This window comes from uncultured Arthrobacter sp. (assembly GCF_947495145.1).
In the GTDB taxonomy this organism is placed as follows: domain Bacteria; phylum Actinomycetota; class Actinomycetes; order Actinomycetales; family Micrococcaceae; genus Arthrobacter_D.
The window spans coordinates 17,104-40,606 of sequence record NZ_CANLXP010000001.1; the positions used below are offsets into that span (position 1 = coordinate 17,104).

Genomic DNA, 23,503 nt, shown 5'->3' on the forward strand with positions numbered 1-23,503 from the left:
CGTCTCCCTTAGTGTCTCCTGTAGTGTCTGCGACTCTCGCGCAGTTCCGATTGGGCAAGTCGCTCGTAGTGGCCATTGACGGACCGTCCGGTTCGGGTAAGTCCAGCGTCAGCCGGGAGACCGCGCGCCGGCTCCACGCCGCATACCTGGACACCGGTGCAATGTACCGTGCAGTGACACTCCACTGCCTGGAGAAGGGTGTGGACTTGTCCGACGCCGGTGCAGTGGAACGCGCCTCGCGTGAACTCGATCTGTCCATCAGTACCCGGCCGGATACCGAGTCCGTACTGATCAGCGGGATTGACGTCACAGCGGCCATTCGGGAGCCTCACGTTTCGCAGGCAGTCAGCGCCGTCGCCACCACGCTCGGTGCGCGCAGCGAGCTGATTCGCCGCCAACGCCAGATCATCGCCGACTGCCACCACCGCATCGTTGCAGAGGGCAGGGACATCACCACCGTCGTCGCGCCCGATGCCGAGGTGCGCATCCTCCTGACCGCGAGCGAGGAAGCGCGGCTGCGGCGGCGCGGCGATCAGTTGGGCGGTACCCAGACCGCTGAGCAGCTGAAGCAGCAGGTCCTGGCGCGTGATGCGAAGGACTCCTCGGTGGTCAACTTTCAGCAGGCCGCGAACGGTGTGGTTACCGTTGATTCATCGGACCTGGATTTCGAGCAGACAGTGACGGCGGTGCTCGACGTTGTTCGCACTGTCGCCCACCAATAAAAACGAAGGATCGCGAATATGAGCGAGAATCAGACCGGACTTGAGGAAGAGTATGAGCCCGCGGGCGAGGACTCCGTAGCCGAGCAGATCCATGCCCTGGACGATGCGGAGGCTGAACGCCGCGCTGAATCGCTGCGGGCCGGTCTTGAGGACTATGAGCTGGACGAGGAAGACGCAGCCCTCCTCGCGCAGGAGCTTGGTGATTACGACGACGATGCACCGGTTCGGTTGGATCCGGTTCTTGCCATCATCGGACGTCCGAATGTGGGTAAGTCCACCCTGGTGAACCGCATCCTCGGGCGCCGTGAAGCAGTCGTGGAGGATACCCCCGGCGTCACACGCGACCGCGTCATGTACTCGGCCACCTGGAACGCTACCAACTTCACGCTGGTTGATACCGGCGGTTGGGAGCATGACGCCCGCGGCATCCACGCACGGGTTGCGGACCAGGCGGAGGCAGCCGTCGACCTTGCAGACGCCGTGCTGCTGGTCGTCGATGCAACAGTGGGCGCCACCGCAACCGATGAGGCTGTGGTGCGCATGCTTCGGCGCAAGAAGAAGCCGGTCATCCTCGTCGCGAACAAGGTTGACGACATCCAGAATGAGGCCGACGCCGCAGCGCTCTGGGCGCTCGGCTTCGGGGAGCCGATGCCGGTGTCGGCGCTGCACGGCCGTGGTACGGCGGACATGCTGGACCGCGCCGTCGAAATCATGCCGGAGTTTTCCGAGCATGGTGGGCTGGAACGCTCAGGAGGCCCCCGTCGCGTCGCTTTGATCGGGCGCCCGAACGTTGGAAAGTCCTCGCTGCTGAACCAGTTGGCCGGATCCGAGCGGGTTGTTGTTGACCCATTGGCCGGCACCACCCGCGACCCCGTCGACGAGATGATCGAGCTCGGCGGGCGGGTGTGGCGGTTCGTTGACACCGCAGGCATCCGTCGCCGCGTGCACATGCAGCAGGGCGCGGACTTCTACGCGTCCCTGCGTACGCAGTCAGCACTCGAGAAGGCGGAGGTCGCCGTCGTCCTCCTCGCCGTTGACGAAGTACTGAGCGAGCAGGATGTGCGCATTCTGAACCTGGCGATCGAATCCGGTCGTGCCCTGGTTCTCGCCTTCAACAAGTGGGACCTGCTCGACGACGAACGCCGCCGCTACCTGGAACGCGAAATTGAGCAGGATCTGGCGCATGTGGAGTGGGCACCGCGGGTTAACATCTCGGCGAAGACGGGTTGGCACAAGGACCGCCTGGTTCCCGCACTCGACCGTGCGCTGGAGTCTTGGGACAAGCGGATTCCCACCGGCAAGCTGAACGCGTTCCTCGGTGAACTGGTGGCAGCGCATCCGCACCCCCTGCGGGGCGGGAAGCAGCCCCGAATCCTGTTCGGTACACAGGCGTCATCACGTCCACCCCGTTTTGTCCTCTTCACGACGGGGTTCCTCGATCCCGGGTACCGCCGGTTCATCACGCGCCGGCTCCGCGAGACCTTCGGTTTCGAAGGAACGCCCATTGAGGTCAGCATGCGTGTCCGTGAGAAGCGCGGGCGCAAAAAGTAGTTCTAGCCTGTTCATTCAACCTGTCCGGCTCGCAGATCCGGTTCGCTGGTCAGGGTATCGATAGGATAGGATTCTTCAGGTGGTTCGGACGGAATGTCCGTGCCGATCGGGATGTGGCGCAGCTTGGTAGCGCACCTGACTGGGGGTCAGGGGGTCGCAGGTTCAAATCCTGTCATCCCGACAGATTAGCCCCGGTAAGAGCAGGTCTCTTGCCGGGGCTGTGCTGTTTCATTCGACGGATCACAGCCTCATCACTCTGCAGAAGTTGGAGTATATGGAAGCCACGCAACGTCCGGCCCGGCCGGCCCGGCCTCAGCTCACCTTCGTCGTTATCCGTACTGCACAGGTCACACCGCATATGGTGCGGGTGACCTTGGGAGGACCGGCCTTCGAGCAATTCCAGCCCAAAGACGCGACCGACAGCTACGTGAAGCTGCTGTTCGCGAAGCCGGAACTCGGGCTTGAGCCGCCCTACGACCTCGTAGCGCTGCGCGAGCAGTTGCCGCCCGACGATGTTCCCGTTACGCGCACCTACACCGTGCGGGGAGTCAATTCGGCTGATCGAACCATCGACATTGATTTCGTCGTGCACGGAGATGAGGGACTGGCTGGTCCCTGGGCTGCTCGCGCCAAGCCGGGAGACCGGATCGCACTCATGGGGCCGGGTGGAGCCTTCGCTCCGGATCCTTCTGCGGACTGGCATCTGCTTGCGGGCGACGAATCTGCGCTGCCTGCCATCGCTGCAGCACTTGAGGCACTGCCCGCGGAGGCAACCGGCTTCGCTTTCCTCGAGTGCGGAGGACATGACGACGTCATCGAGCTGGCCAAACCGTCGGGTGTGGAAGTTAGGTGGATTCATCGTGGCAGCCGGGATGACACAACGAAGTTGTTGCTCGCCGCCGCCGTGTCCGCCCATCAGTGGCCAACGGGCAGGGCGCAGGTTTTTGCGCACGGTGAGCGGGAGTCGATGAAGGCGCTCCGTGACGTGTTCCTGAAGGAGCGTGGATTGAGCAAGGATCAGCTCTCTCTGTCGGGTTACTGGGCTGCCGGCCGAACCGAAGACAGATTCCAGGCTGAGAAGCGGGAGCCAATCGGAATGGTTCTTCCCTCGTAAGCAGGCGTGGCGGCGTGCCGCGCCGGGTGTGGTTGTGGTTCTGCAGAGTATGTTTGGACGCATGGCATCCGAGGCGACAGTCTTATCCGTTGATGGGCCGCACGGCACCCGCGAAGTACGTATCTCGAGTCCCAGCCGCGTCATGTGGCCGGCGCTTGGGCTGACCAAGCTTGATCTGGCCAAGTATCTGGTTGATGTCGGCGATGCGTTCATCGCGGCGAACGGCGACCGGCCGCTTGCGTTGCAGCGCTTCGGAGACAACATCGACGGTGACCAGTTCTTCTCAAAGAACCCGCCGAAAGGTGCACCTGACTACATCCGTTCGGTGAAGGTGGAGTATCCGAGCGCGCGGTCTCACCCGCAGCTGGTGATTGACGAACCGGCTGCAGCTGTATGGGCCGCCCAGATGAATACGGTGGTATTTCACCCCTGGCCGTCCCGCGCCGACAATTCGGACAATCCTGACCAGTTGAGGATTGACCTTGACCCGCAGCCCGGCACAGATTTCGACGACGCCGTACCGGCTGCGATCGAGTTGCGGAAGGTGCTTGAGGAGGCAGGGCTCAACGCTTTCCTGAAGACGTCCGGTAACCGGGGTATCCATGTGTACGCACCGATCAATCCGGTGCGTGAGTTCCTGGATGTCCGGCATGCCGTGATCGCTGCTGCTCGGGAACTTGAGCGTCGCATGCCGAAACAGGTGACAACGTCCTGGTGGAAAGAGGAGCGCGGGGAACGGGTGTTCGTCGACTTCAACCAGGCGAATCGCGACCGCACTATCGCAGGTGCGTACAGTCCCCGGGCGCTGGCGCATGCGCCGGTTTCGTGCCCCATCTCATGGGAAGAACTCGAGAAGGTTCACCCGAAAGACTTTACGATCCTCACCGTGCCGGAGCGTCTGCGGACCGTCGGTGATCCGTGGGCCAACTTCCACGAGACGCCGGGGACTATCGACACCCTCCTCGAATGGTGGCAGCGTGATCTGGATTCTGGTCTTGGGGAACTGCCGTTCCCGCCTGATTATCCGAAGATGCCGGGGGAGCCGCCGAGGGTCCAGCCCAGCCGCGCAAAGAAGGACAAGTAGGCGCTACTTGCAACCCCATGCGGATGGGTTCTCGGCGCAGGTGCCGTCCACCAGTCGGTTATCGGAACGCCAGACGCTGATGAAGTGCGGTTCTGATTCGACTGCAGCTTGTCCTGCGATCGGAATCCAGGGTCCGCCATTGACTGAATAGTCGCCGTTGAAGCGCGTGGTCAGGACCACGTTGTAGTCACCGGTAGCGCCGTAAACATGGCTTGTGGGAGTTTCCACCAAGAGCCAGTCTGACTCCGGGACGGCGTTCCCTGCTGTTTGCGTGGTCCTGGTCGTGCCGTCGCCGTAGTTCCAGTCGTACGCGACGGGCCAGGCGCGGATGGTGACCTGGTCGCCCAGGGTTTCAAAGGTGAACTCCTGCTCGTCTGCCTCGGCCCAGAAGTTGTTGTGCCCGCCCAGCAGGCCGAAGTTGTTCGGCTCCGAGATCACCGAGGCGGCGATGATCGGCTGACTCTGGAAGTCCTCCAGGGTGATCACAACCGCGGGTTCTGCCGCTTCACCGCCGTTCGGCGGCTCCGGCGCGGGGGAGCCGGGGTAAAGGCAGGAAGTATCTCCTGTCGGAGTCTCAGTTGGCGGTGTGGTGGAACTGTCAATGGCAATCCACTCGACCATGACGCCATCTGGCTCAGAATCACACGCAGCGTCTATGCGTACACAGTCGCCTCGGTCCAGAAAGCTGCCGACGCCTTGCAGGCAAACGCGCTCGTAGGTATAGGTGATCGAGGTTACGGACGCTACTGCGCCGCCAGGGTCATCGCGGGGTAACGATGATGTCTGCTCATCAGCATCTTCATCACCAGTGATGTCCGAGTTCACGACGCTCGGGTCAGACCCGTCGAACCAGTCAACTCCTACTCCTTGCCCGTTAGCCGACGTAATCGGTCCGAGAAAAAAGAGCAAGCTGAATGCGAAGAACGTGAAGAGCCGGTGTGCATGAATTGGAGTCCGCATCAGGCTCAACTGCCAGTATTGGGAGAGCCAAAATCGAGCATGATCCAGCGTTCGCCGTTGTGCTCGGCGAAGGTCTGCCGGACCACTTGCTCTTCTCGCGCGGGAAGCTCCTCGATCAGATTTCCCTCTGAGCTGTAATAAGCAGACGCATCCTGAGACATAGTCACAAAGGAAGCAACGGAACCTTGCGTTGTCTCTCTAAATTTGCTGTCAAATGTCTCGACCGTGACGCTACCGCCGACCACCCATCCACCGTCTGCATGAGATCGATTCACCGAGTCGACCAAAGCGGAACAGTTTTTACAACCGGGGTCAGTTTCTGCAATCCAGGGAGCAGAGTTGCCTGTGATGACTGCATAATTGCCCAGCTCAAACCACCACTCCGTGAACGCCTCCAGCCCCTCCACCGTGTTCTCGTCGGCAAGCGCGGGCTTCTCAGGCACGGGAATGTTCACCGCCGGTCCGTCCGCGGAGGCAGGGGACGGTGTGGGGGTTGGCGTCGCTGAGGGCGGGACTGACGCCGGGGCGGATGCAGACGCTGAAGGAGAGTCCGGCGGCGTCTGGGCAGCCCCCGGGTCACCGCCGGCGCAGCCGGTTAGAGCAAGAACTGAGACGGCGGCGCCCGCTAGAGCGCACGCCAGGCGAGACTGAGCCATGAATTCCCCGACCATGTGATTACGTGTGAACTGCCAACCATCCTAACCAGAGGCGATTGCCGATCCACGAGTTATCCACAAGCCGGACGGTAACATTGCTAGGCAAGTACCTCACTGAGGTCATACGCCGCTGGGATCTCGAGCTGCTCGAACGTGCAGGACCGCGCCTCCCGGTCCGGGCGCCACCGCTCGAACTGAACGGTGTGCCGGAACCGGTCGCCTTCCATCTGGTCGTACCGCACCTCAACAACCCGACGCGGATGTAACCGGACGTATGACACGTCCTTCGCCGAAGCGAACCGGCTCCGATCCGTCTCACCGCGAACAATCTCGCCGTCCTCGTCGCGTATGACGTCGGGCTCGAGCTCATCGACCAGTTCCAGTCGCCGCTTGTCCGAGAAAGCGGAGGCGCCGCCGACATTACGCAGTTCACCGCCGTCGTCGTACAGGCCAAGCAGAAGTGAACCGACGCCCTGACCGCTCTTGTGCACCCGATAGCCCAGCACCACTGCGTCGGCAGTGCGCTTGTGCTTGACCTTGAGCATGCGCCGCTTGTTCGGCTCATACGCCGCGGCGAGCGGTTTCGCCACCACACCATCCAGGCCGGCACCCTCAAACTCAACCAGCCAGCGCCGCGCCAGTTCGACGTCGTCCGTCACCTGTGAAAGGTGCACCGGCGCCGAAAAGGTCTCAGCAATCCCTTCCAGCGCTTTCCGCCGCTCCGCAAAAGGGACCTCGAGCAGGTTGTGTTCGTCGAGACCGAGCAGATCGAACGCTATGAACGACGCCGGTGTCTCCTTGGCCAGCAGTCGCACCCTGCTGTCGGCCGGGTGGATTCGCTGCGAGAGGGCTTCCCAGTCGAGGCGCTCAGCGCCCGATTCACCCCGGCGAACGACTATCTCTCCGTCAACAACGCATCGTTCCGGAAGGTTCTCAAGCAGCGCCTCCACAAGTTCAGGGAAGTAGCGGGTGAGAGTCTTCGATCCACGGCTCCCAATCTCACACTCGCCGTTCTTCACCCGGATGACTGCCCGGAAGCCGTCCCATTTCGGTTCATAGATCAGACCGCCGGCAACGCTGTCTGCATCAGGCACTGCGTCCACGGCTTTGGCGAGCATCGGCTGGATAGGGAAAGGCAGGTCAGTCATAGGTCGATCCTGTCTCATGAGTAACCGGATTGCCATGGGCGGCACGCGGACGCCGCCCGCAGGCGAGCCGAAAACCTAGCGCCGCATGGGGTGACGCGCGGCACGGGCACTGTGCCTATACTCGTTGCTAAGGCCCCCGATCGGAAGAAAAGGGGCCGCCGCTTATTCACCGCATGCCAGGAATCATCCGTCCGGTGCCCACGAAAGGCCGACAATGAGCAACATTCCCGAAGACCTTTACTACACCGCCGAACACGAATGGGTTACAGCGCCCGACAACAATGGAGTTGTCCGTGTCGGCATCACCGACTTCGCCCAGGACGCGCTCGGCGATGTCGTATATGTCCAGATGCCGGAGGCCGGCTCGAAAGTAGGTTCTTCCGATGTCGTAGGCGAAGTGGAGTCCACCAAGAGCGTCAGCGACATCTACGCGCCGCTCACGGGCGAGGTCGTGAACCGCAACGAAGCGCTCGACGGCGATCCTGCCCTGATCAACACTGACCCGTACGGTGATGGCTGGCTCTTCGAAGTCAAGGTTGAGGACAGCTCGGTGGTCGAGGAGCTTCTCAGTTCTTCGGAATACTCACAGCAGGTAGGCTAGAGTCACCGGCCCAGGCAACCAGATGGTGGCCAGCCGGGTAACCGGTTGGCCACGTGTTTTGGGGAAGGAATTTTCAATGGTTGGCGAGAACAACGCAGCCGCGCAGGACGCTTCGGGATCGCATGTTCCTTCGCCTGAGACCACCACGATCGGACTGCCGCCGCAGACGTCCGCATCCGTTGAGCCGCGTCTGACGCGCGAGGAACTTGCGGCCGTTGCAGCGCTCCCAGCCGGGTCCGCCCTGCTGATCGCGCACTCTGGACCGAACGCTGGCGCACGTTTCCTCCTGGATGAAGACGTCACCACGGCCGGGCGCCACCCCAATGCGGATATCTTTCTCGACGACGTAACGGTGTCCCGTAAGCATGCCGAGTTCCGCCGCGGCCCCGAAGGATTCCAGGTTGTAGATGCGCGCAGCCTCAACGGGACCTATGTGAATAACGACCGCGTGGACAGCGTCGTGCTGCGAAACGGTCATGAGGTACAGATCGGAAAGTTCCGCCTCACTTTCTATGCCGCCGGGAGCGTGTCGCAGTCGCAGGGTCAGGTCTAGGCACTTTCATGCCCTCCTCCCAGCCGTCCCGGCGACCCGTGGGTGTTGTCCCGGAGCGTGTGAGCGGGAACGTCCTGAACATCGGGGAGGTCCTCACCGAGCTGACCGGGGACTTCCCGCAGATCAGCGCATCAAAAATCCGGTTTCTTGAGGAAAAAGGGCTGATCACTCCGCAGCGCACCCGGGCGGGCTATCGGAAATACACGCCGGTCGACGTCGAACGCCTGCGTTTTGTTCTTGCCCTCCAGCGGGACCAGTATCTACCGCTGAAAGTCATCAAGGACTACCTTGACGCGATCGACCGGGGAGAGCGCCCGGAGAACCTGCCCGGCGGGCTCACACTGGCTCCGCGGATGGTTTCGGACCAGCTCGCCCGTGAGCTGGGATCGCATGCCCGCCGCCTTACCCGCGAGACCCTCGCAGCCGAAGCCGGTGCACGCCCCGAACTTGTCCGCGACCTCATGGCTTTCGGCCTCATCGCCGAAGTGGAGGGTCGCTTCGACGAGCATGCCCTAAAGATCACGCGTGCGTGCGTCCAGCTGGAGTCTCACGGAATCGAGCCACGCCACCTTCGTCCCTTCCGCGCTGCAGCGGACCGTGAACTTGGTCTTGTTGAGAGCGTCGTCGCCCCGGTTGCCTCCCGCCGTGACGTTGCATCCAAGGCCCGGGCGGCAGAAACTGCTCGCGAAATCAGTGAGCTTTGCCTCAACCTGCACAGCGCCCTCGTCCAGGGCCAGATCGCACGGATGGAAAACTAGGAGGCAGACATGATCGAGATGGATGTTGTGGGCGTTCGTATCGAACTGCCGTCCAACCAGCCCCTCGTGCTGCTCAAGGAAGCCGCAGGCACCCGCCATATTCCCATCTGGATCGGCGCGCCGGAAGCAAGTGCCATCGCGTTCGTCCAGCAGGGCATTATCCCTCCGCGACCCATGACCCATGACCTCCTGGTCAGCATGGTGGCAGCACTCAACCACACCGTCACCGAGGTCCGAATCGTTCGGGTTGAGGACACGGTGTTCCATGCTGAGGTGGTGTTCGAGGACGGAACCACGGTCAGTTCCCGTGCATCAGATGCCATAGCCATCGCGCTGCGTGTGCCGTGCCCCATCTACTGCGCGCCGCAGGTCATGGAAGACACCGGCGTGGAGATTGCAGAGTCAGACGACGGCGACGCCACCTCCGCGGAAGGCCAAGCCAACGCTGAGCGTGAGTTGAAGCAGTTCCGCGAGTTCCTTGCCGACGTCGAGCCCGAAGACTTCGAGAAGTAGTTGAAGGGCGACACGCTTAGATTGTTATGGGCGGCGTCTTTGACCTCGGGTACCCGGGGATCTAACGTCGAAGCATACAGTTCCCTTTGCACTAGCTGTAAACTCAGGGCAGACATTCAATTACCCCTGTGGACCTCGGCTTGTGCCACTTCCCCCCGGGAACCAGAACGAGGAGGCAACACGTGAGTCCGAAAGGCGACGCCGGTACGGGTTCCAACGCGGCCGTTACGGGTACACCGGTACCCGCCAGCGCACAGGGCCTGCTCTTCACCGAAGACCTTCCTGTGCTGGATGAGGACGCGGGGTATCGCGGACCCACTGCCTGTAAGGCTGCAGGGATCACCTACCGTCAACTCGATTACTGGGCACGCACCGGTCTCGTTGAGCCCGCCGTTCGCGGGGCATCCGGGTCAGGGTCACAGCGGCTCTATGGTTTCCGGGACATCCTGGTGCTCAAGGTCGTCAAGCGCCTGTTGGATACCGGGGTCTCCCTTCAGCAGATCCGCAGCGCGGTGGAGCACCTGCGTGAACGCGGCGTCGAGGACCTCGCGCAAATCACTTTGATGAGCGATGGCGCCAGCGTCTATGAATGTACCTCAGCGGACGAAGTGATTGACCTTGTGCAGGGCGGTCAGGGAGTCTTTGGCATCGCCGTCGGGCGTGTATGGCGGGAAGTCGAAGGAAGTCTCGCAGCGTTGCCAAGTGAGCACGCAGCCGATCAGGATTTCCCGGATGACGAACTAAGCAAGCGACGGGCAGCACGCAAAATCAGCTGACGAGGATCGAGCATTGTGCCCCGCCCGGAGCGGGGCATTTTTGTTTCTCCGGTTTGCTCAGGTCAATGTCCGGTTTGCTCGCGCCACCCGAGAGCTAGCGGCGGGCCACGCGGTTGCGCATCCGACCGGAATCGAGCAGGGCGCGCAGCAGATCGTCGAAGTACCCCGCGGCCTGCTTTGCCGACTCGCCCGGCCAATGATGTACGGCGTGGGCGGCGCCCTGGATTTGCTGCCAGTTCGCCTGTTCCGAAATGGTGGGGCTGAGCAATAGATCGCCGAACATCTGTTTCATCTCGTTCAACCTGAAGCTGTGCTCATTTGAGCCGGTGCGCACGCGGTTGGCCACAATCCCCGCCGGCGCGAGGTCCGGCGCGAACTCATTCTTGAAAAGTTCAATGGCGCGCATGGTCCGTTCGGTGCCGGCAACGGAGAACAGGCCCGGCTCGGCAACCAGCAGCACCCGGTTGCTCGCCGTCCACGCCATGCGTGTAAGCCCGTTGAGGGAAGGCGGGCAATCGACCAGAACGAGCCGGTAGCCCTCAACCCGCTCCAGCAGCATGGCCAGGCGGCGCAGGTCACGCTTGCCAAGGTCCGGGCGATCGTAGATGCCCGAGTAGGCGGACCCCATCGCAACATCGAGCACCGGCGCAGTACTGGCGGGGCTTCGCTTGACTGCGTTACCCACCCAGCCGCTCGGCACAACGTTGGCCGCAAGGTCACCCCGGCGGGCATTCTTCAGCAGGCGGCCGATATCAATCTGGTCGTTCGCCTGCACGCCCAGCCCGGTGGTGGCGTCTGCGTGCGGATCGAGATCTACAACAAGTGTGGGTATCCCGGCAGACAACGCCGCGGATGCCAGTCCCAGGGTGACCGAGGTCTTGCCGACCCCACCTTTGAGGCTGCTGATGCTCACTACTTGCACTTGTTGAACCGATACCTAACGTTGAGAGGCCTTGGATCGCAGGGTTTTGAGTGCCCGCACACCTACTCATCATAGGTGGACCCATAGATCGAACGAACTCGGCTCGGCGGAGGGAAGCGAGACGAGAAGTTACTGCCTCGTGAACGCCAAATTACTGTGACCAGAAAGACCAAATGTAGGCTGGGCACGCTAAGTTCTCGTTCCATCGAACCCGCAAGAGCGCAGGAGAGCAATGTTCTCGAAGATTCTGGTAGCTAACCGTGGCGAAATCGCCATTCGTGCATTTCGGGCGGGTTTTGAAACCGGCGCCAAGACTGTTGCGGTTTTTCCGCACGAGGACCGGAATTCGATTCACCGGCAGAAGGCTGACGAGGCGTACCTCATCGGTGAGGAAGGCCACCCGGTTCGCGCGTATCTGGATGTGGACGAGATTGTCCGGGTTGCAAAGGAAGCTGGCTGCGACGCCATTTATCCTGGCTACGGTTTCCTTTCGGAGAACCCGAACCTGGCACGGGCAGCTGCCGACGCCGGCATCACCTTTGTTGGTCCGCCGGCTGATGTGTTGGAACTGGCTGGAAACAAGGTCCGTGCGCTGGAAGCGGCGCGCCAGGCGGGCATCCCGGTCCTGAAGTCCTCCCAGCCTTCCGCTGATCTGGAGGAGCTGGTAGCGGCGGCTGATGAGATCGGTTTCCCGATCTTCGCCAAGGCCGTGGCAGGCGGCGGTGGCCGCGGTATGCGGCGGGTTGATAGTCGTGAGGACCTGCGCCCGGCACTTGAAGCGGCGATGCGTGAGGCGGATTCGGCGTTCGGGGATCCGACGATGTTCCTTGAGCAGGCCGTGCTGCGGCCGCGGCACATTGAGGTGCAGATCCTCGCGGACGCCGAGGGCAACGTGATGCACCTGTTCGAGCGGGATTGCTCGCTGCAGCGCCGTCATCAGAAGGTCATTGAGATCGCGCCGGCACCGAATCTGGATGAGAACATCCGGCAGGCGTTGTACCGCGACGCTGTGGCGTTCGCGAAGGCTCTGAATTACGTCAACGCGGGCACGGTGGAGTTCCTCGTCGACACCGTCGGGGAGCGGGCCGGGCAGCATGTCTTCATCGAGATGAATCCCCGTATCCAGGTCGAGCATACGGTCACGGAGGAAGTCACCGACGTCGATCTGGTCCAGTCCCAGCTGCGCATCGCGGCGGGGGAGACGCTGGCGGATCTTGGCCTGTCGCAGGACTCCGTGCGGCTTCGGGGCGCCGCGCTGCAGTCCCGCATCACCACTGAGGACCCTGCGAACGGTTTCCGTCCCGACGTCGGCAAGATCACGGCGTACCGGTCGGCAGGCGGAGCCGGCGTACGCCTGGACGGCGGAACCGTCTATGCGGGTGCTGAGATCAGCCCGCACTTCGACTCAATGCTGGTCAAGCTCACCTGCCGCGGCCGGGACTACGAGTCCGCAGTCCGCCGGGCGCGCCGTGCGTTGGCGGAGTTCCGGGTGCGCGGGGTGTCCACCAACATTTCATTCCTGCAGGCGGTACTGGAGGATCCGGACTTCATCGCCGGCAACGTCGCCACCTCGTTCATCGACGAACGCCCGGAACTGCTGACCGCCCGGGTGTCCGCGGACCGCGGCACGAAGCTGCTGAACTGGCTCGCCGATGTCACGGTGAACAAACCCAATGGTGAGCTGACTGTGGAGCTTGACCCGGCGGAGAAACTTCCGGAGATTTCCGAGTCGGAGCAGGGCACGGCGCAGCGGCCGGGCAGTAGGCAGCGGCTTCAGGAGCTGGGGCCGGAGGGCTTCGCGGCGGAGCTGCGCGCCCAGACGGCGTTGGCGGTTACCGACACCACGTTCCGAGACGCGCACCAGTCGCTGCTGGCCACGCGGGTACGCACCCGTGATCTCGTGGCGGCAGGTAAGGCCGTCTCGGCGAAGATGCCGGAACTGCTCTCGGTCGAGGCCTGGGGCGGAGCGACCTACGACGTGGCTCTGCGGTTCCTGGGCGAGGACCCGTGGGAGCGGCTGGCCGCCCTGCGTGCCGAGCTGCCGAACGTGTGTCTGCAGATGCTCCTGCGTGGCCGCAACACCGTCGGCTATACCCCGTACCCCGAAGCGGTCACCGCGGCATTCGTGCAGGAAGCGGCAGCGACCGGGATCGATATCTTCCGGATCTTCGATGCCCTCAACGACGTCTCGCAGATGGAACCGGCGATCCGCGCAGTCCGGGAAACGGGCACCGCCGTTGCCGAAGTCGCCCTGTGCTACACCTCGGACATGCTGGATCCTGCGGAGACGCTTTACACCCTTGATTACTATCTGGACCTGGCGCAGCGCATCGTCGACGCCGGCGCCCACATCCTCGCGATCAAGGACATGGCAGGCCTGCTACGCCCCGCAGCGGCGGCGAAACTCGTCACCGCCTTGCGTGAACGGTTCGATCTCCCGGTCCACCTGCACACGCATGACACCGCCGGCGGCCAGCTCGCCACCCTGCTGGCGGCTTCCAACGCCGGGGTCGACGCCGTGGACGTCGCCAGCGCTTCCCTCGCCGGAACCACCAGCCAGCCCTCCGCCTCCGCCCTGGTCGCGGCCCTTGCGCACACCGAACGTGACACGGGTATGTCCCTTGAAGCAGTCAGCTCCCTCGAGCCGTACTGGGAAGCCGTGCGGCGGGTCTACGCCCCGTTCGAGTCCGGCCTGCCCGGGCCCACGGGCCGGGTTTACCGCCACGAGATCCCGGGCGGACAACTCTCGAACCTCCGTCAGCAGGCCATCGCCCTCGGCCTCGGCGAGCGGTTCGAAGCAGTTGAGGACATGTACACCGCCGCTGACCGGATGCTCGGCCGGCTGGTGAAGGTCACTCCGTCCTCCAAGGTCGTCGGGGATCTCGCACTGCAGCTCGTGGGCTCCAACGTGGACCCGGCAGCGTTCGAGGAGAACCCGCAAAGCTACGACATTCCCGATTCGGTGATCGGTTTCCTCAGCGGTGAGCTCGGCGACCCGCCCGGAGGCTGGCCTGAGCCGTTCCGCACCAAAGCGCTGCAGGGCCGCACCGTCAAGGTTCGCGACGCGGATCTGGCACCCGAGGACCAGCAAGCCCTGGGCGGTGATTCCGCTACCCGCCGCGCCACGCTGAACCGGCTGCTGTTCGCCGGGCCCACCAAGGACTTCCAGACCACCCGCGAAACCTTCGGGGATGTGTCTGTCCTGGACACCCGCGACTACCTCTACGGCCTGCAGCAGGGGAGCGAGCACGTCATCGAACTCGAGAAGGGCGTGCGCCTCATCGCCACCCTCGAAGCGGTTTCCGACGCCGACGAAAAGGGCATGCGCACCGTCATGTGTACCCTCAACGGGCAAATGCGTCCCGTCGTCGTACGTGACCGCAGCGTCCACAGCGACGTCAAAGCCGCAGAGAAAGCCGATCCCGCCCAGGCCGGGCACGTCGCCGCACCCTTCGCGGGCGCCGTCACCCTCAGCGTGGCAGAAGGCGACACGGTCCAGGCCGGTGACACCGTTGCGACCATCGAAGCGATGAAAATGGAAGCAGGCATCACCACCACCGTCGGAGGAACCATCAAACGCCTCGCCATCAGCGGCATCGGACAGGTACAGGGCGGAGACCTCCTCCTCGTCATTGACCCGTCCTGAGGCGCGCCTGCGCTAAGGTGATGCAGAATCCACCTGCAGCACCTGCTGCGGTTGTTATGCGAGCGTGAGGAATCATGGCGAACGAGAAGAACCCGGCAGCATCGTCCACGGATGAGGGCGGAGCACCGCAGGAGTCCGGCGAGGCCGTAAGCACCCACGGCCAGCCCGCCGTTGAGGTTTCCCCGAACGGGGCCGCCCCGGCGGGGCCGGATGAGTTACCAGCAGCCGAGAACCCGGACGCGGCGCCGGAAGTCGGCGGCGAGTACACGCTGAGCTCCGAGGCTGACGGGAAGGACGACGGCGGTATGCCGGGCAGCGCCGATCTGTCCGGTCCTGCCGTGGTCCAGGCTCCGCTCCCGGACCGCCTGCCGCACATCGGTGTCACGCCCGCCACAAACGGTCAGCGCCCCGGCCAGCATCCCACCGACTCGTCCGATCTCACGCTGGCAGACAGCGACATCCGGCTCGCGGATGATGAGGAGGCGAGAGGTTGGATGCCTTCAGCCGGCCGCTCGACTGAGGTACCTCAGACACCGCAGACATCGACTCCGACAGCTGCCGACCGAAGCGCCCGCCGCGTCAAGGAAGAAGGCCCTGAGCCGGCGTCGTCCCTGACAGCGGATCGGCTCCTGACTTCGCAGCAGCGCGCACCCATCGGGGGCTGGCGTCTGTGGCTGTACAAGGCGAGCTTTGGTTACCTGAACCTTGGCGATTCCGACGCGGTCCGTATCCGTCGCTCACTTGAGCATCGGGTGAGCGTCCGGCTGGGGGAACGGACCCGCTACGTCCCGGTCCTGTCCCGCAAAGGCGGAGTCGGCAAGACAACCGTGACCACCCTGCTGGGGATGGCGCTGGCAGACATCCGCGAGGACCGGATCATCGCCATGGACGCCAATCCCGATCGTGGAACCCTCTCGGACCGTTCACCCGGCAAAGCCGACTTCACCGCCCGCCAGCTGGTGCAGAACCGGTTCATGGTGGACTCCTTCGCGCAGCTGTCCAGCTACGTGGCCCGTGAAGGGTCCCGGCTTCACGTTCTTGCTTCGGACACGGACCCGGCCATCGCCCAGGCCTTCGATGACGCTGACTACCGCGCCGTCACCGACATTCTCGGCCGGTACTACTCGATTGTTCTCACCGACTCCGGCACCGGCATGGTGCACTCCGTTATGAAGGGCACCCTGGAGAAAGCCGACGCCGTTGTACTCGTTTCCGGAGGCAGTGTGGACGAGGCGCGACTCGCGTCGGAGACGCTCTCCTGGCTTGAAGCGCACGGCCGGCATGATCTGGTGGCGAAAGCGATCGTTGTCGTCAATATGTCTTCGGGGAACCGCACCGAGGTCAACGTCAATGAGATCGAGGAACACTTCCGTTCACGGGTCAGCACCGTGGTGCGCATCCCTTATGACCGGCACCTCGCCGAAGGTTCCCGGGTGGACCTCGCAAAGCTACAGCCGAAAACCCGTGACGCCGTCGTTGAGCTCGCTGCGCTCGTCGTCGACCAGCTTCACTGATCCGTGACGCACTACGACCTCGCGATCATTGGTTCGGGCTCCGGGAACACTCTCGTCACGCCCGAATGGGATGACAAAAAGATCGCAATCATCGAGGGCGGGACGTTCGGCGGAACTTGCCTGAATGTGGGCTGTATTCCAACCAAGATGCTCGTTCACCCAGCGGAACTTGCCCGCGCAGCCGACGATGCCGGCCGGCTGGGTGTCGACCTGCAGCACACCGGGACACGCTGGACGGAACTGCGGGACCGCATCTTCACCCGCATTGACAGCATCTCCGAAGCGGGGCGGGTGTACCGGGCGGACGAGCTTGAGCGCGTGGACCTCTTCGAGGACGACGTCCGTTTCAGCGATGACCGCACCCTACTCACGACAACCGGCGCGGAAATTACAGCCGATCAGGTGGTAATAGCGGCCGGCTCACGCGCAGTGGTGCCGGATATCCCCGGACTCGACCTCCCGCAGGTGCACACGTCCGATACCGTCATGCGGCTGAGCGAACAGCCCAGGCGGATGCTGATCATCGGCGGCGGTTACATTGCCGCTGAGTTTGCGCACATCTTCTCTTCGTTAGGCACCGAGGTCACTCTTGCCGTGCGGTCGGGCCAGATGCTGCGGTCCCTGGACGACACTGTGTCCGAACGCTTCACCGAGAGCGCGCGGTCGCAGTGGAACGTGCTGACCGAACACCAGGTGAGCAGACTGGACAGCAACGCCGACGGCTCGGTCACCGCCGCCCTGGCCGGGCCAGATGGAACGCAGCTGCAGGTGAGAGCCGACGTCGTTCTCGTTGCGACCGGACGAATGCCGAACAGCGACCGTGTGGGCGCGGCTGCGGCCGGGTTTGATTTGACCGACGACGGCAGGGTTGCGGTTGATGCTTTCCAGCGGGTGTTGCGGAAAGGCGAGCCGGTACCGGGCGTGTGGGCGCTTGGAGATATCTCGAGCCCTTTCCAGCTCAAGCACGTTGCCAATCATGAAGCCCGCGTCGTTTCCCACAATCTGCTTCACCCGGACGAACTGCACGCCAGCGACCACCGCTATGTCCCCGCGGCTGTCTTTACCCGGCCGCAGATCGCGACGGTCGGCCTGACGGAGGAACAGGCGCTGGAACGAGCGGAAAAGACCGGTTCACGCGTTGCAGTAGCGGTCCAGCAATACGGCTCAACGGCGTACGGCTGGGCCATGGAGGACACCACCGGGATGGTGAAAGTTATCGCGGAGGAAGACAGCGGGATTATTCTCGGCGCCCACATCATGGGGCACGAAGCCTCCAACCTGATCCAGCCAATCATTCAGGCCATGCACTTCGGGCTGGATGCGTTCACCATGGCGCGCGGCCAATACTGGATCCACCCTGCACTCAGCGAGGTGGTGGAGAACGCCCTGCTCTCGCTGAAGGCGCCCTCCACCTGATTCCGAACACCTGATCTTGAATCCGGACCCTTGATCCCGGACGCGGGACCCGCGGCGGAAACCCGTTGCTTAGCCGGCCTGTTGCACGCGAGGCTGTGAATAAATCTCCTCGACCACGGTGGAGTAGTCCGAAAGCACCTGTGCGCGCTTGATCTTCATGGACGGCGTCAGATGCCCGCTTGCCTCTGTGAAGTCCCGCTCGACGACGCGGAAGACCTTGATCGCCTCCGCCTGGGAGACCGACTCGTTCGCTGAATCCACCAGTGCCTGGATTTCGGCCTGGACCGCCGGGTGACGGGCCGCTTCGGCCATCGTGGTGGCCGCGGGAAGGTCATGCCGCTCGAGCCAGCCGGGTAGCGCTTCCTCATCCAGGGTGATCAGCGCCGAGATGAACGGCCGTTGGTCCCCGACGACAACGCACTGGGACACGAGGGCGTTCGCGCGGATGGTGTCCTCCAGCTGTGCCGGAATGACGTTCTTGCCGCTGGCCGTTACGATGATTTCCTTCTTGCGGCCGGTGATGCTCAGGAAGCCGTCCTCGTCCAGCTGACCAATGTCGCCGGTGTGGAACCAGCCGTCAGTGAAGGCTTCCTCAGTGAGATCGGGGCGCTTGAAGTAGCCCTTCAGCACACACACACCCTTGGCGAGGATCTCGCCGTCGTCAGCGATCTTGACTGCATTGCCGGGCAGCGGCGCACCCACGGTGCCGATCTTGATTCTCTGCGGCGTGCTCACAGAAATCGGTGCGGTGGTTTCGGTCAACCCGTACCCCTCGAGCACCATCAGGCCAATGCCATGGAAGAAGTGACCCAGGCGGTCGCCCAGAGGTGCGCCGCCGGACACGGCGTGCTGCACCCTGCCTCCCATGGCTGTCCGGATCTTGCCGTAGAGCAGCTTGTCGAAGATGGCGTGCTTCACCTTCAAGCCGAGACCCACCTTGCCGGCCTGCTCAGCCTTGGACCAGGCGATTGCCACGTCGGCACCGGCATGGAAGATTTTCCCCTTGCCGTTGTCTTCGGCCTTGAGCATCGAGTTGTTGTAGACCTTCTCGAAAACGCGCGGTACGGCAAGAATAAAGGTCGGCTTGTAACTCTGCAGATCCGGAAGCAGGTTCTTCACATCCGGGGTGTGCGCTACAGTGGCGCCTGCTGCGACGCAAAGCACGGAGATGAAGCGCGCGAAGACATGCGCCAGGGGGAGGAACATGATGGTCTGTGCACCCTCATGCGCCACTTCGGGCAGTGCAGCCGCGGCGTTTTCCGACAGTTCGACGAAGTTGCCATGGGTCAGTTCGCAGCCTTTCGGCTTCCCGGTTGTCCCCGAGGTGTAGATGATGGTTGCCACATCATGCAGGCCTGCGATCAAACGGCGCTCCTCGAGCGCTGCGTCTTCGATGCCGGTTCCGGCCTCCCGCAGTGCGTCTAGCCCACCGCCGTCGAACTGCCAGGCGTCGCGGAAGAAATCGAGGTTCTCCGAGGAGACAGCCTGGCGGACCACATTCTCGTGCCGGGCGGATTCAACGAAGGCAACGACAGCGCCCGAGTCGCCGAGAATCCAGGCAACCTGGGATGGGGAGGAGGTTTCATAGATGGGAACGGATACCGCGCCTGCAAACCAGACAGCAAAGTCGACCAGCGCCCACTCATAGCGTGTGCGCGCCATGATCGCTACGCGGTCGCCGGCTCCCACGCCTGAAGCCATCAAACCCTTGGCGATCCTGCGGACATCGGCGAGGAAATCCGTCGCGCGGATATCGGACCACTGCCCGGAGGCATCCTTGGTGGCAAAAAGGGCAGGATTGCTGGCCTTTTCGGCCTGCTTGACCACCAGGTGGGTGGTGTTGTTGTCCCGCGGGACCTGCACTTTGACCGGAACGCTGAATTCGCGCACGGGAATCTCCTTTGATCTTCGTCACATGCTGTGAGACGTCCCTAGCCTATAGCTTTTCCGGCAGCTCTTACTCTCAAGTAATGTACAAAACGGTAACGGTGAACCGTTGCCTCAGGGCGGCGCAGTTCCAGAACGACGGCGGGAGGCCGGCACCCATGCAGGTGGAACCCGAAGAGGGCGCGCCGGCGGGCGGTATACGCCATCCGCCGGGCACCCGCCGGCCGCTCCGCGGCGCTGCAAGCTCGGGCTCGAAGGCCAGGCCCATACGCGCCCGGGGTCTCGCGATCGGGATAGACATCGGTGGCACAAAAGTGGCTGCCGGCGTCGTCGATCCCTACGGCAGCATCATCGCCTCCGCGCGAAGGGAAACCCCCGGCCAGGACCCACGTGCCGTTGAAGCGGTCATCGTGGACCTCGTACGTGAGCTGGGACGCGGACGCCGCATCCGATCTGTGGGCATCGGCGCCGCCGGGTGGATGGATCTGACCAATGGAACCGTGCTGTTCAGTCCTCACCTTGCCTGGCGCAACGAGCCCATCAGGACGAACCTCGAGAAGGCCCTGCGCCGTCGCGTTACCGTCCTCAACGATGCTGATGCTGCCGCCTGGGCCGAATGGCGTTTTGGAACAGGGCGCGGGGAGCCGCGGCTGGTCCTCATAACGCTTGGAACCGGAATCGGCGGCGCGATGATCATGGACGGCGTGCTGGAGCGCGGCCGTCATGGGGTAGCGGGGGAGTTCGGTCACCAGATCCTGGTTCCGAACGGGCACCGCTGTGAGTGCGGCAACCGCGGCTGCTGGGAGCAGTATGCCTCGGGCAATGCGCTTGGCCGCGAGGCACGGGAGCTGGCGAGGGCGAACTCCCCGGTGGCGCAGACCCTGCTGCAGGAGGTGGATGGCGACGTCGACGCCATCACGGGGACGGTGGTCACCCGCCTCGCGCTGCAGGGTGACCCGGTGTGCCGGGAGCTGATTGACGACGTCGGCCAATGGCTTGGGCTCGGCCTCGCGAACCTCGCGGCCGCGCTGGACCCGGGTACGTTCGTCATCGGCGGGGGACTCGGCGCGGCCGGTCAACTCCTGATCGATCCGGCCCGGCGGGCATTCCAACGCAACCTGACCGGACGCGGCTTCCGGCCGGCGGCAAACATCGCCTCGGCGGCGCTGGGGGCGGATGCAGGGCTGGTCGGCGCGGCCGACCTTTCGCGTATCCGGTACCGGCCACTGCTTGGCAGGCCCTACGGCACAGCGCAGCCGGAGCGTTTCAGTGAGCGGCGCCGGACGGGAAGGCTCGGAGGCTAGACTTCCGCGCCGTCGTCGTCGTAATCGCGGGTCTTCGGAAGGCGGAAGATCAGGAAAGTCACGCTTGCAATGAAAATCGCGACGATGCCCAGCATCACTGTGGTCGAGGCTGACCTCCAGAACATCGCGATGAGCATCAGCGCAATCGGTCCGCAGACCGCACCCAGCCAGGCCAGCACCACGAGGGGGTCGCCCACGCCAAGGGGCGGAGGTTCCGGCGGCAGGTAAGTGCCGCCGTCGTCGTGATCGTCTGCCTCGTAATCCCGGGGTCCGGCAGGAGCCTGCCCGGGCTGACCGTCGAAGATGGCCCGCACGCGCTCTTCTGCGGAGGGCACAGGGTCGGCAGCCTGCCGGGCGCGGATCTCACTGCTCGGCGTATCTTCCAACCGTGCCACAAGGTCCTGCCAGACGGCGTCGTCGGTGGAATCGTTAGGGTCCTGGGCTCGGGGACTCATGCGCTGGTACCTGCCGTCACGTGCTCGATAAATGCTGTGGAGCGCTCGAAGATGAGCTCCTGATCGTGGTCCATGGTGGCCACGTGGTAGCTGTTCTCCAACCGTATTACCTCCAAGTGTGCGCTCCCGATGCGCTGCTGCAGAACTTCGAGGCTGCTTTCAGGCACAATTCTGTCCACATTGGAGCGGAACACCAGCGTGGGAGCGCTGACCTGGGGGAGCCGGTCGGTGGTGTCACGAAAGAGTTGTGAGAGCTGATGGACCGCCGCAACGGGCGTGCGCGCATAGGCACGCTCGTCCATGCCCTCTTTCCGAATGTCGTTACCGATCGAGGGAACCGACTTCAGCAGGTATTTCAGTACAGCTACGTAACGCGCGCGCGGATCCGCGATAGTGAGGCCGGGATTCACAACGACGACGCCGGCCACCTGCTCAAGCGCGGCCAGCCTCAGGGCAAGGGCACCGCCCATCGACAGGCCTGCCACCACCACCGCGTCGGTCTCCCGGGTCAATTCCTGATAAGCGGTTTCAACGCCCTCGTACCATCGCTGCCACGGCGTCCCCGCCAGTTCCTGCCAGGTAGTGCCATGGCCGGCAAGAAGTGGAAGCCGCACAGCGAACCCCTGCTCCGCCAAATGGCGAGCCCATCCGATCACGCTAGCGGGGGAACCGGTGAAGCCGTGGCTGAGGACAACCCCGATACGTGCGTTACTGCCTGAACCATTCGAAGAGAACGCTGAGAGTGCGGGATCGGCCGTCATAATTTCAATGGTGTCACCGCTCTCGGCGTACTGCCAGTGACATCCCACACACCGATCGCCCGTAGAGTAGTGTTCCAAGAAGCCCGTTTGCGGAACGCATGGTTTTTGCCTGTTTCCAGATAATCGGAACATCCACGCAGGAAGGCTGGCAGAGTGTTCTACTGGATCATGAAGCGGATCTTTATCGGTCCGCTTGTGAATCTCCTGTTCAGGCCATGGGTCAAGGGACTGGACAACATTCCGGCATCCGGTGCAGCTGTGATTGTGAGCAACCACCTGTCCTTCTCGGATTCCATCTTCCTTCCGCTGGCGGTACCGCGTCCGGTGGTCTTCCTCGCCAAATCCGAGTACTTCACGGGCAAGGGCCTCAAAGGGAAGCTGACCGCTGCCTTCTTCCGACTGACCAACCAGCTGCCCATGGACCGCTCCGGCGGCGCCGCTTCCGCGACGTCCCTCTCTGCGGGCGAAGAGATACTGAAATCCGGTCAGCTGCTGGGCATCTATCCTGAGGGCACGCGCAGCCCTGACGGCCGGCTTTATCGAGGCAAGACCGGCGTCGCCAAGCTGATCCTCGCGACAGGGGTGCCGGTTATCCCGGTCGCCATGATCGGCACAGACAAGGTGCAGCCCATCGGGCGGCGCATACCGAATATCCGCCGCATCGGCATCATTGTGGGGGAGCCGATGGATTTCCGGCGCTACGCCGGAATGAGCGACGACCGCTTCATCCAGCGCTCAGTAACGGACGAAATCATGTACGCCCTGATGAGGCTTTCGGGTCAGGAATATGTCGACGTCTACGCGAGCAGCGTCAAGGAGCGCCTCGCCAGCGCAAAAACCGGCAAGAAGGCGGGAAAGCATCCTGAGCGGCCCGCCGATCCCTCCCGCCAGGCAGCGGTTCGACTGGAGGGTTCCCCTTCGGCAGACCCGATCTCGGCAGGCGTGCCTCCGCCGTCCTCGGACACGTCGCTGCCGCCCAGCACCGAGAGTCCGCTCCCGGGCGAAGTCCGCACTATCGGGCGCGAGACCGAAGAATCGGGCGATGAGGTGCCAACTGCTCCTTCCCGCCCCCGACGGACGCGGGCGAAGCACGACGGCGGTCCCAGCAGCCAGGCTATGTGACGATTCAGGCTTCGCTGGATGACGGGCGGAGTCCGTCGCC

At 63.5% G+C, this 23,503-nt stretch carries 21 protein-coding genes and 1 tRNA gene; 15 read left to right on the top strand and 7 right to left on the bottom strand.

All coding sequences use genetic code 11. The annotated features are described in order from the left end of the window. The first annotated feature begins 23 nt into the window (after positions 1-23). The 5 genes from cmk to ligD all read left to right on the top strand — a co-directional run bounded on the left by cmk (position 24) and on the right by ligD (position 4,471). The gene (cmk, locus tag Q0877_RS00090) at positions 24-722 is read left to right on the top strand and encodes a (d)CMP kinase (RefSeq protein ID WP_299164942.1); all 699 of its coding nucleotides are present in this window, start codon (positions 24-26) and stop codon (positions 720-722) included. Between the two features lie 18 nt (positions 723-740). Further along, positions 741-2,273: a ribosome biogenesis GTPase Der gene (der, locus tag Q0877_RS00095; protein WP_299164943.1), complete on the top strand. Its 1,533-nt coding sequence runs from the start codon at positions 741-743 to the stop codon at positions 2,271-2,273. Between the two features lie 107 nt (positions 2,274-2,380). Beyond that, positions 2,381-2,454, top strand: a tRNA-Pro gene (locus Q0877_RS00100). A 93-nt stretch (positions 2,455-2,547) separates the two neighbouring features. After that, entirely contained in the window at positions 2,548-3,387 is an 840-nt protein-coding gene (locus tag Q0877_RS00105; RefSeq protein ID WP_299164944.1) for a siderophore-interacting protein, read from the top strand. A gap of 61 nt (positions 3,388-3,448) precedes the next feature. Beyond that, the gene (ligD, locus tag Q0877_RS00110; protein ID WP_299164945.1) at positions 3,449-4,471 is read left to right on the top strand and encodes a non-homologous end-joining DNA ligase; all 1,023 of its coding nucleotides are present in this window, start codon (positions 3,449-3,451) and stop codon (positions 4,469-4,471) included. Positions 4,472-4,474: 3 nt separating this feature from the next. On the opposite strand, the gene Q0877_RS00115 is transcribed toward ligD, so the two are convergent. The 3 genes from Q0877_RS00115 to Q0877_RS00125 all read right to left on the bottom strand — a co-directional run bounded on the left by Q0877_RS00115 (position 4,475) and on the right by Q0877_RS00125 (position 7,235). Continuing rightward, entirely contained in the window at positions 4,475-5,431 is a 957-nt protein-coding gene (locus Q0877_RS00115; protein WP_299164946.1) for a hypothetical protein, read from the bottom strand. Positions 5,432-5,436: 5 nt separating this feature from the next. Further along, the gene (locus Q0877_RS00120; protein WP_367182098.1) at positions 5,437-6,102 is read right to left on the bottom strand and encodes a DUF6318 family protein; all 666 of its coding nucleotides are present in this window, start codon (positions 6,100-6,102) and stop codon (positions 5,437-5,439) included. 83 nt (positions 6,103-6,185) lie between these two features. Beyond that, positions 6,186-7,235 (bottom strand): ATP-dependent DNA ligase, encoded by a 1,050-nt coding sequence (locus tag Q0877_RS00125; RefSeq protein WP_299164948.1) that lies wholly within the window; start codon positions 7,233-7,235, stop codon positions 6,186-6,188. Positions 7,236-7,449: 214 nt separating this feature from the next. On the opposite strand from Q0877_RS00125, the gene gcvH reads away from it, so the two are divergent. The 5 genes from gcvH to Q0877_RS00150 all read left to right on the top strand — a co-directional run bounded on the left by gcvH (position 7,450) and on the right by Q0877_RS00150 (position 10,436). Continuing rightward, the gene (gene gcvH / locus Q0877_RS00130; RefSeq protein ID WP_299164949.1) at positions 7,450-7,836 is read left to right on the top strand and encodes a glycine cleavage system protein GcvH; all 387 of its coding nucleotides are present in this window, start codon (positions 7,450-7,452) and stop codon (positions 7,834-7,836) included. A gap of 76 nt (positions 7,837-7,912) precedes the next feature. Beyond that, positions 7,913-8,389: an FHA domain-containing protein gene (locus Q0877_RS00135; protein WP_299164951.1), complete on the top strand. Its 477-nt coding sequence runs from the start codon at positions 7,913-7,915 to the stop codon at positions 8,387-8,389. An 8-nt stretch (positions 8,390-8,397) separates the two neighbouring features. After that, complete coding sequence (locus Q0877_RS00140) at positions 8,398-9,147, top strand: MerR family transcriptional regulator (RefSeq protein ID WP_299164952.1); 750 nt, start codon at positions 8,398-8,400, stop codon at positions 9,145-9,147. 9 nt (positions 9,148-9,156) lie between these two features. Beyond that, a complete protein-coding gene (locus Q0877_RS00145; RefSeq protein WP_299164953.1) occupies positions 9,157-9,660 on the top strand; it encodes a bifunctional nuclease family protein in 504 nt (167 codons plus the stop codon). 182 nt (positions 9,661-9,842) lie between these two features. Continuing rightward, positions 9,843-10,436, top strand: a complete 594-nt coding sequence (locus Q0877_RS00150) for a MerR family transcriptional regulator (protein ID WP_299164954.1) — start codon at positions 9,843-9,845, stop codon at positions 10,434-10,436. 94 nt (positions 10,437-10,530) lie between these two features. Here Q0877_RS00150 and Q0877_RS00155 read toward each other — a convergent pair whose 3' ends face one another. Then, positions 10,531-11,358, bottom strand: coding sequence for a ParA family protein (locus Q0877_RS00155; RefSeq protein ID WP_299164955.1), 828 nt, complete (start codon positions 11,356-11,358; stop codon positions 10,531-10,533). Positions 11,359-11,590: 232 nt separating this feature from the next. Here Q0877_RS00155 and Q0877_RS00160 point away from each other — a divergent pair, with 232 nt between their 5' ends. The 3 genes from Q0877_RS00160 (at position 11,591) to Q0877_RS00170 (ending at position 17,934) form a co-directional block, all read left to right on the top strand. After that, positions 11,591-15,004, top strand: a complete 3,414-nt coding sequence (locus tag Q0877_RS00160; protein WP_299164956.1) for a pyruvate carboxylase — start codon at positions 11,591-11,593, stop codon at positions 15,002-15,004. 74 nt (positions 15,005-15,078) lie between these two features. Further along, complete coding sequence (locus Q0877_RS00165; RefSeq protein ID WP_299164957.1) at positions 15,079-16,518, top strand: hypothetical protein; 1,440 nt, start codon at positions 15,079-15,081, stop codon at positions 16,516-16,518. 3 nt (positions 16,519-16,521) lie between these two features. Continuing rightward, on the top strand, positions 16,522-17,934 hold the full coding sequence (locus Q0877_RS00170) for a mycothione reductase (protein WP_299164958.1): 1,413 nt from the start codon (positions 16,522-16,524) through the stop codon (positions 17,932-17,934). Between the two features lie 69 nt (positions 17,935-18,003). On the opposite strand, the gene Q0877_RS00175 is transcribed toward Q0877_RS00170, so the two are convergent. Continuing rightward, entirely contained in the window at positions 18,004-19,824 is a 1,821-nt protein-coding gene (locus tag Q0877_RS00175; RefSeq protein WP_299164959.1) for a long-chain fatty acid--CoA ligase, read from the bottom strand. 80 nt (positions 19,825-19,904) lie between these two features. Between Q0877_RS00175 and Q0877_RS00180 the strand changes: the two genes are divergently transcribed. After that, positions 19,905-21,125: an ROK family glucokinase gene (locus tag Q0877_RS00180; protein WP_299164960.1), complete on the top strand. Its 1,221-nt coding sequence runs from the start codon at positions 19,905-19,907 to the stop codon at positions 21,123-21,125. Here Q0877_RS00180 and Q0877_RS00185 read toward each other — a convergent pair. Further along, positions 21,122-21,580, bottom strand: a complete 459-nt coding sequence (locus Q0877_RS00185; protein ID WP_299164962.1) for a hypothetical protein — start codon at positions 21,578-21,580, stop codon at positions 21,122-21,124. The two genes, Q0877_RS00180 and Q0877_RS00185, sit on opposite strands and share 4 nt — an antisense overlap. Further along, positions 21,577-22,341: a carboxylesterase gene (locus Q0877_RS00190; RefSeq protein WP_299164964.1), complete on the bottom strand. Its 765-nt coding sequence runs from the start codon at positions 22,339-22,341 to the stop codon at positions 21,577-21,579. Before Q0877_RS00190 ends, Q0877_RS00185 begins: the two co-directional genes overlap by 4 nt. Before the next feature lie 153 nt (positions 22,342-22,494). Between Q0877_RS00190 and Q0877_RS00195 the strand changes: the two genes are divergently transcribed. Continuing rightward, positions 22,495-23,463 carry a 1-acyl-sn-glycerol-3-phosphate acyltransferase gene (locus tag Q0877_RS00195; protein WP_299164965.1) on the top strand — a complete coding sequence of 323 codons (969 nt, stop codon included), beginning with the start codon at positions 22,495-22,497 and terminating at the stop codon, positions 23,461-23,463. Positions 23,464-23,503: the final 40 nt, after the last annotated feature.

Coding starts and splice junctions, on each gene's coding strand:
- der (WP_299164943.1), top strand. CDS start 741: ATGAGCGAGAATCAGACCGGACTTGAGGAAGAGTATGAGCCCGCGGGC.
- Q0877_RS00105 (WP_299164944.1), top strand. CDS start 2,548: ATGGAAGCCACGCAACGTCCGGCCCGGCCGGCCCGGCCTCAGCTCACC.
- ligD (WP_299164945.1), top strand. CDS start 3,449: ATGGCATCCGAGGCGACAGTCTTATCCGTTGATGGGCCGCACGGCACC.
- Q0877_RS00115 (WP_299164946.1), bottom strand. CDS start 5,431: ATGCGGACTCCAATTCATGCACACCGGCTCTTCACGTTCTTCGCATTC.
- Q0877_RS00120 (WP_367182098.1), bottom strand. CDS start 6,102: ATGGTCGGGGAATTCATGGCTCAGTCTCGCCTGGCGTGCGCTCTAGCG.
- Q0877_RS00125 (WP_299164948.1), bottom strand. CDS start 7,235: ATGACTGACCTGCCTTTCCCTATCCAGCCGATGCTCGCCAAAGCCGTG.
- gcvH (WP_299164949.1), top strand. CDS start 7,450: ATGAGCAACATTCCCGAAGACCTTTACTACACCGCCGAACACGAATGG.
- Q0877_RS00135 (WP_299164951.1), top strand. CDS start 7,913: ATGGTTGGCGAGAACAACGCAGCCGCGCAGGACGCTTCGGGATCGCAT.
- Q0877_RS00140 (WP_299164952.1), top strand. CDS start 8,398: ATGCCCTCCTCCCAGCCGTCCCGGCGACCCGTGGGTGTTGTCCCGGAG.
- Q0877_RS00145 (WP_299164953.1), top strand. CDS start 9,157: ATGATCGAGATGGATGTTGTGGGCGTTCGTATCGAACTGCCGTCCAAC.
- Q0877_RS00160 (WP_299164956.1), top strand. CDS start 11,591: ATGTTCTCGAAGATTCTGGTAGCTAACCGTGGCGAAATCGCCATTCGT.
- Q0877_RS00165 (WP_299164957.1), top strand. CDS start 15,079: ATGGCGAACGAGAAGAACCCGGCAGCATCGTCCACGGATGAGGGCGGA.
- Q0877_RS00180 (WP_299164960.1), top strand. CDS start 19,905: ATGTACAAAACGGTAACGGTGAACCGTTGCCTCAGGGCGGCGCAGTTC.
- Q0877_RS00185 (WP_299164962.1), bottom strand. CDS start 21,580: ATGAGTCCCCGAGCCCAGGACCCTAACGATTCCACCGACGACGCCGTC.
- Q0877_RS00190 (WP_299164964.1), bottom strand. CDS start 22,341: ATGACGGCCGATCCCGCACTCTCAGCGTTCTCTTCGAATGGTTCAGGC.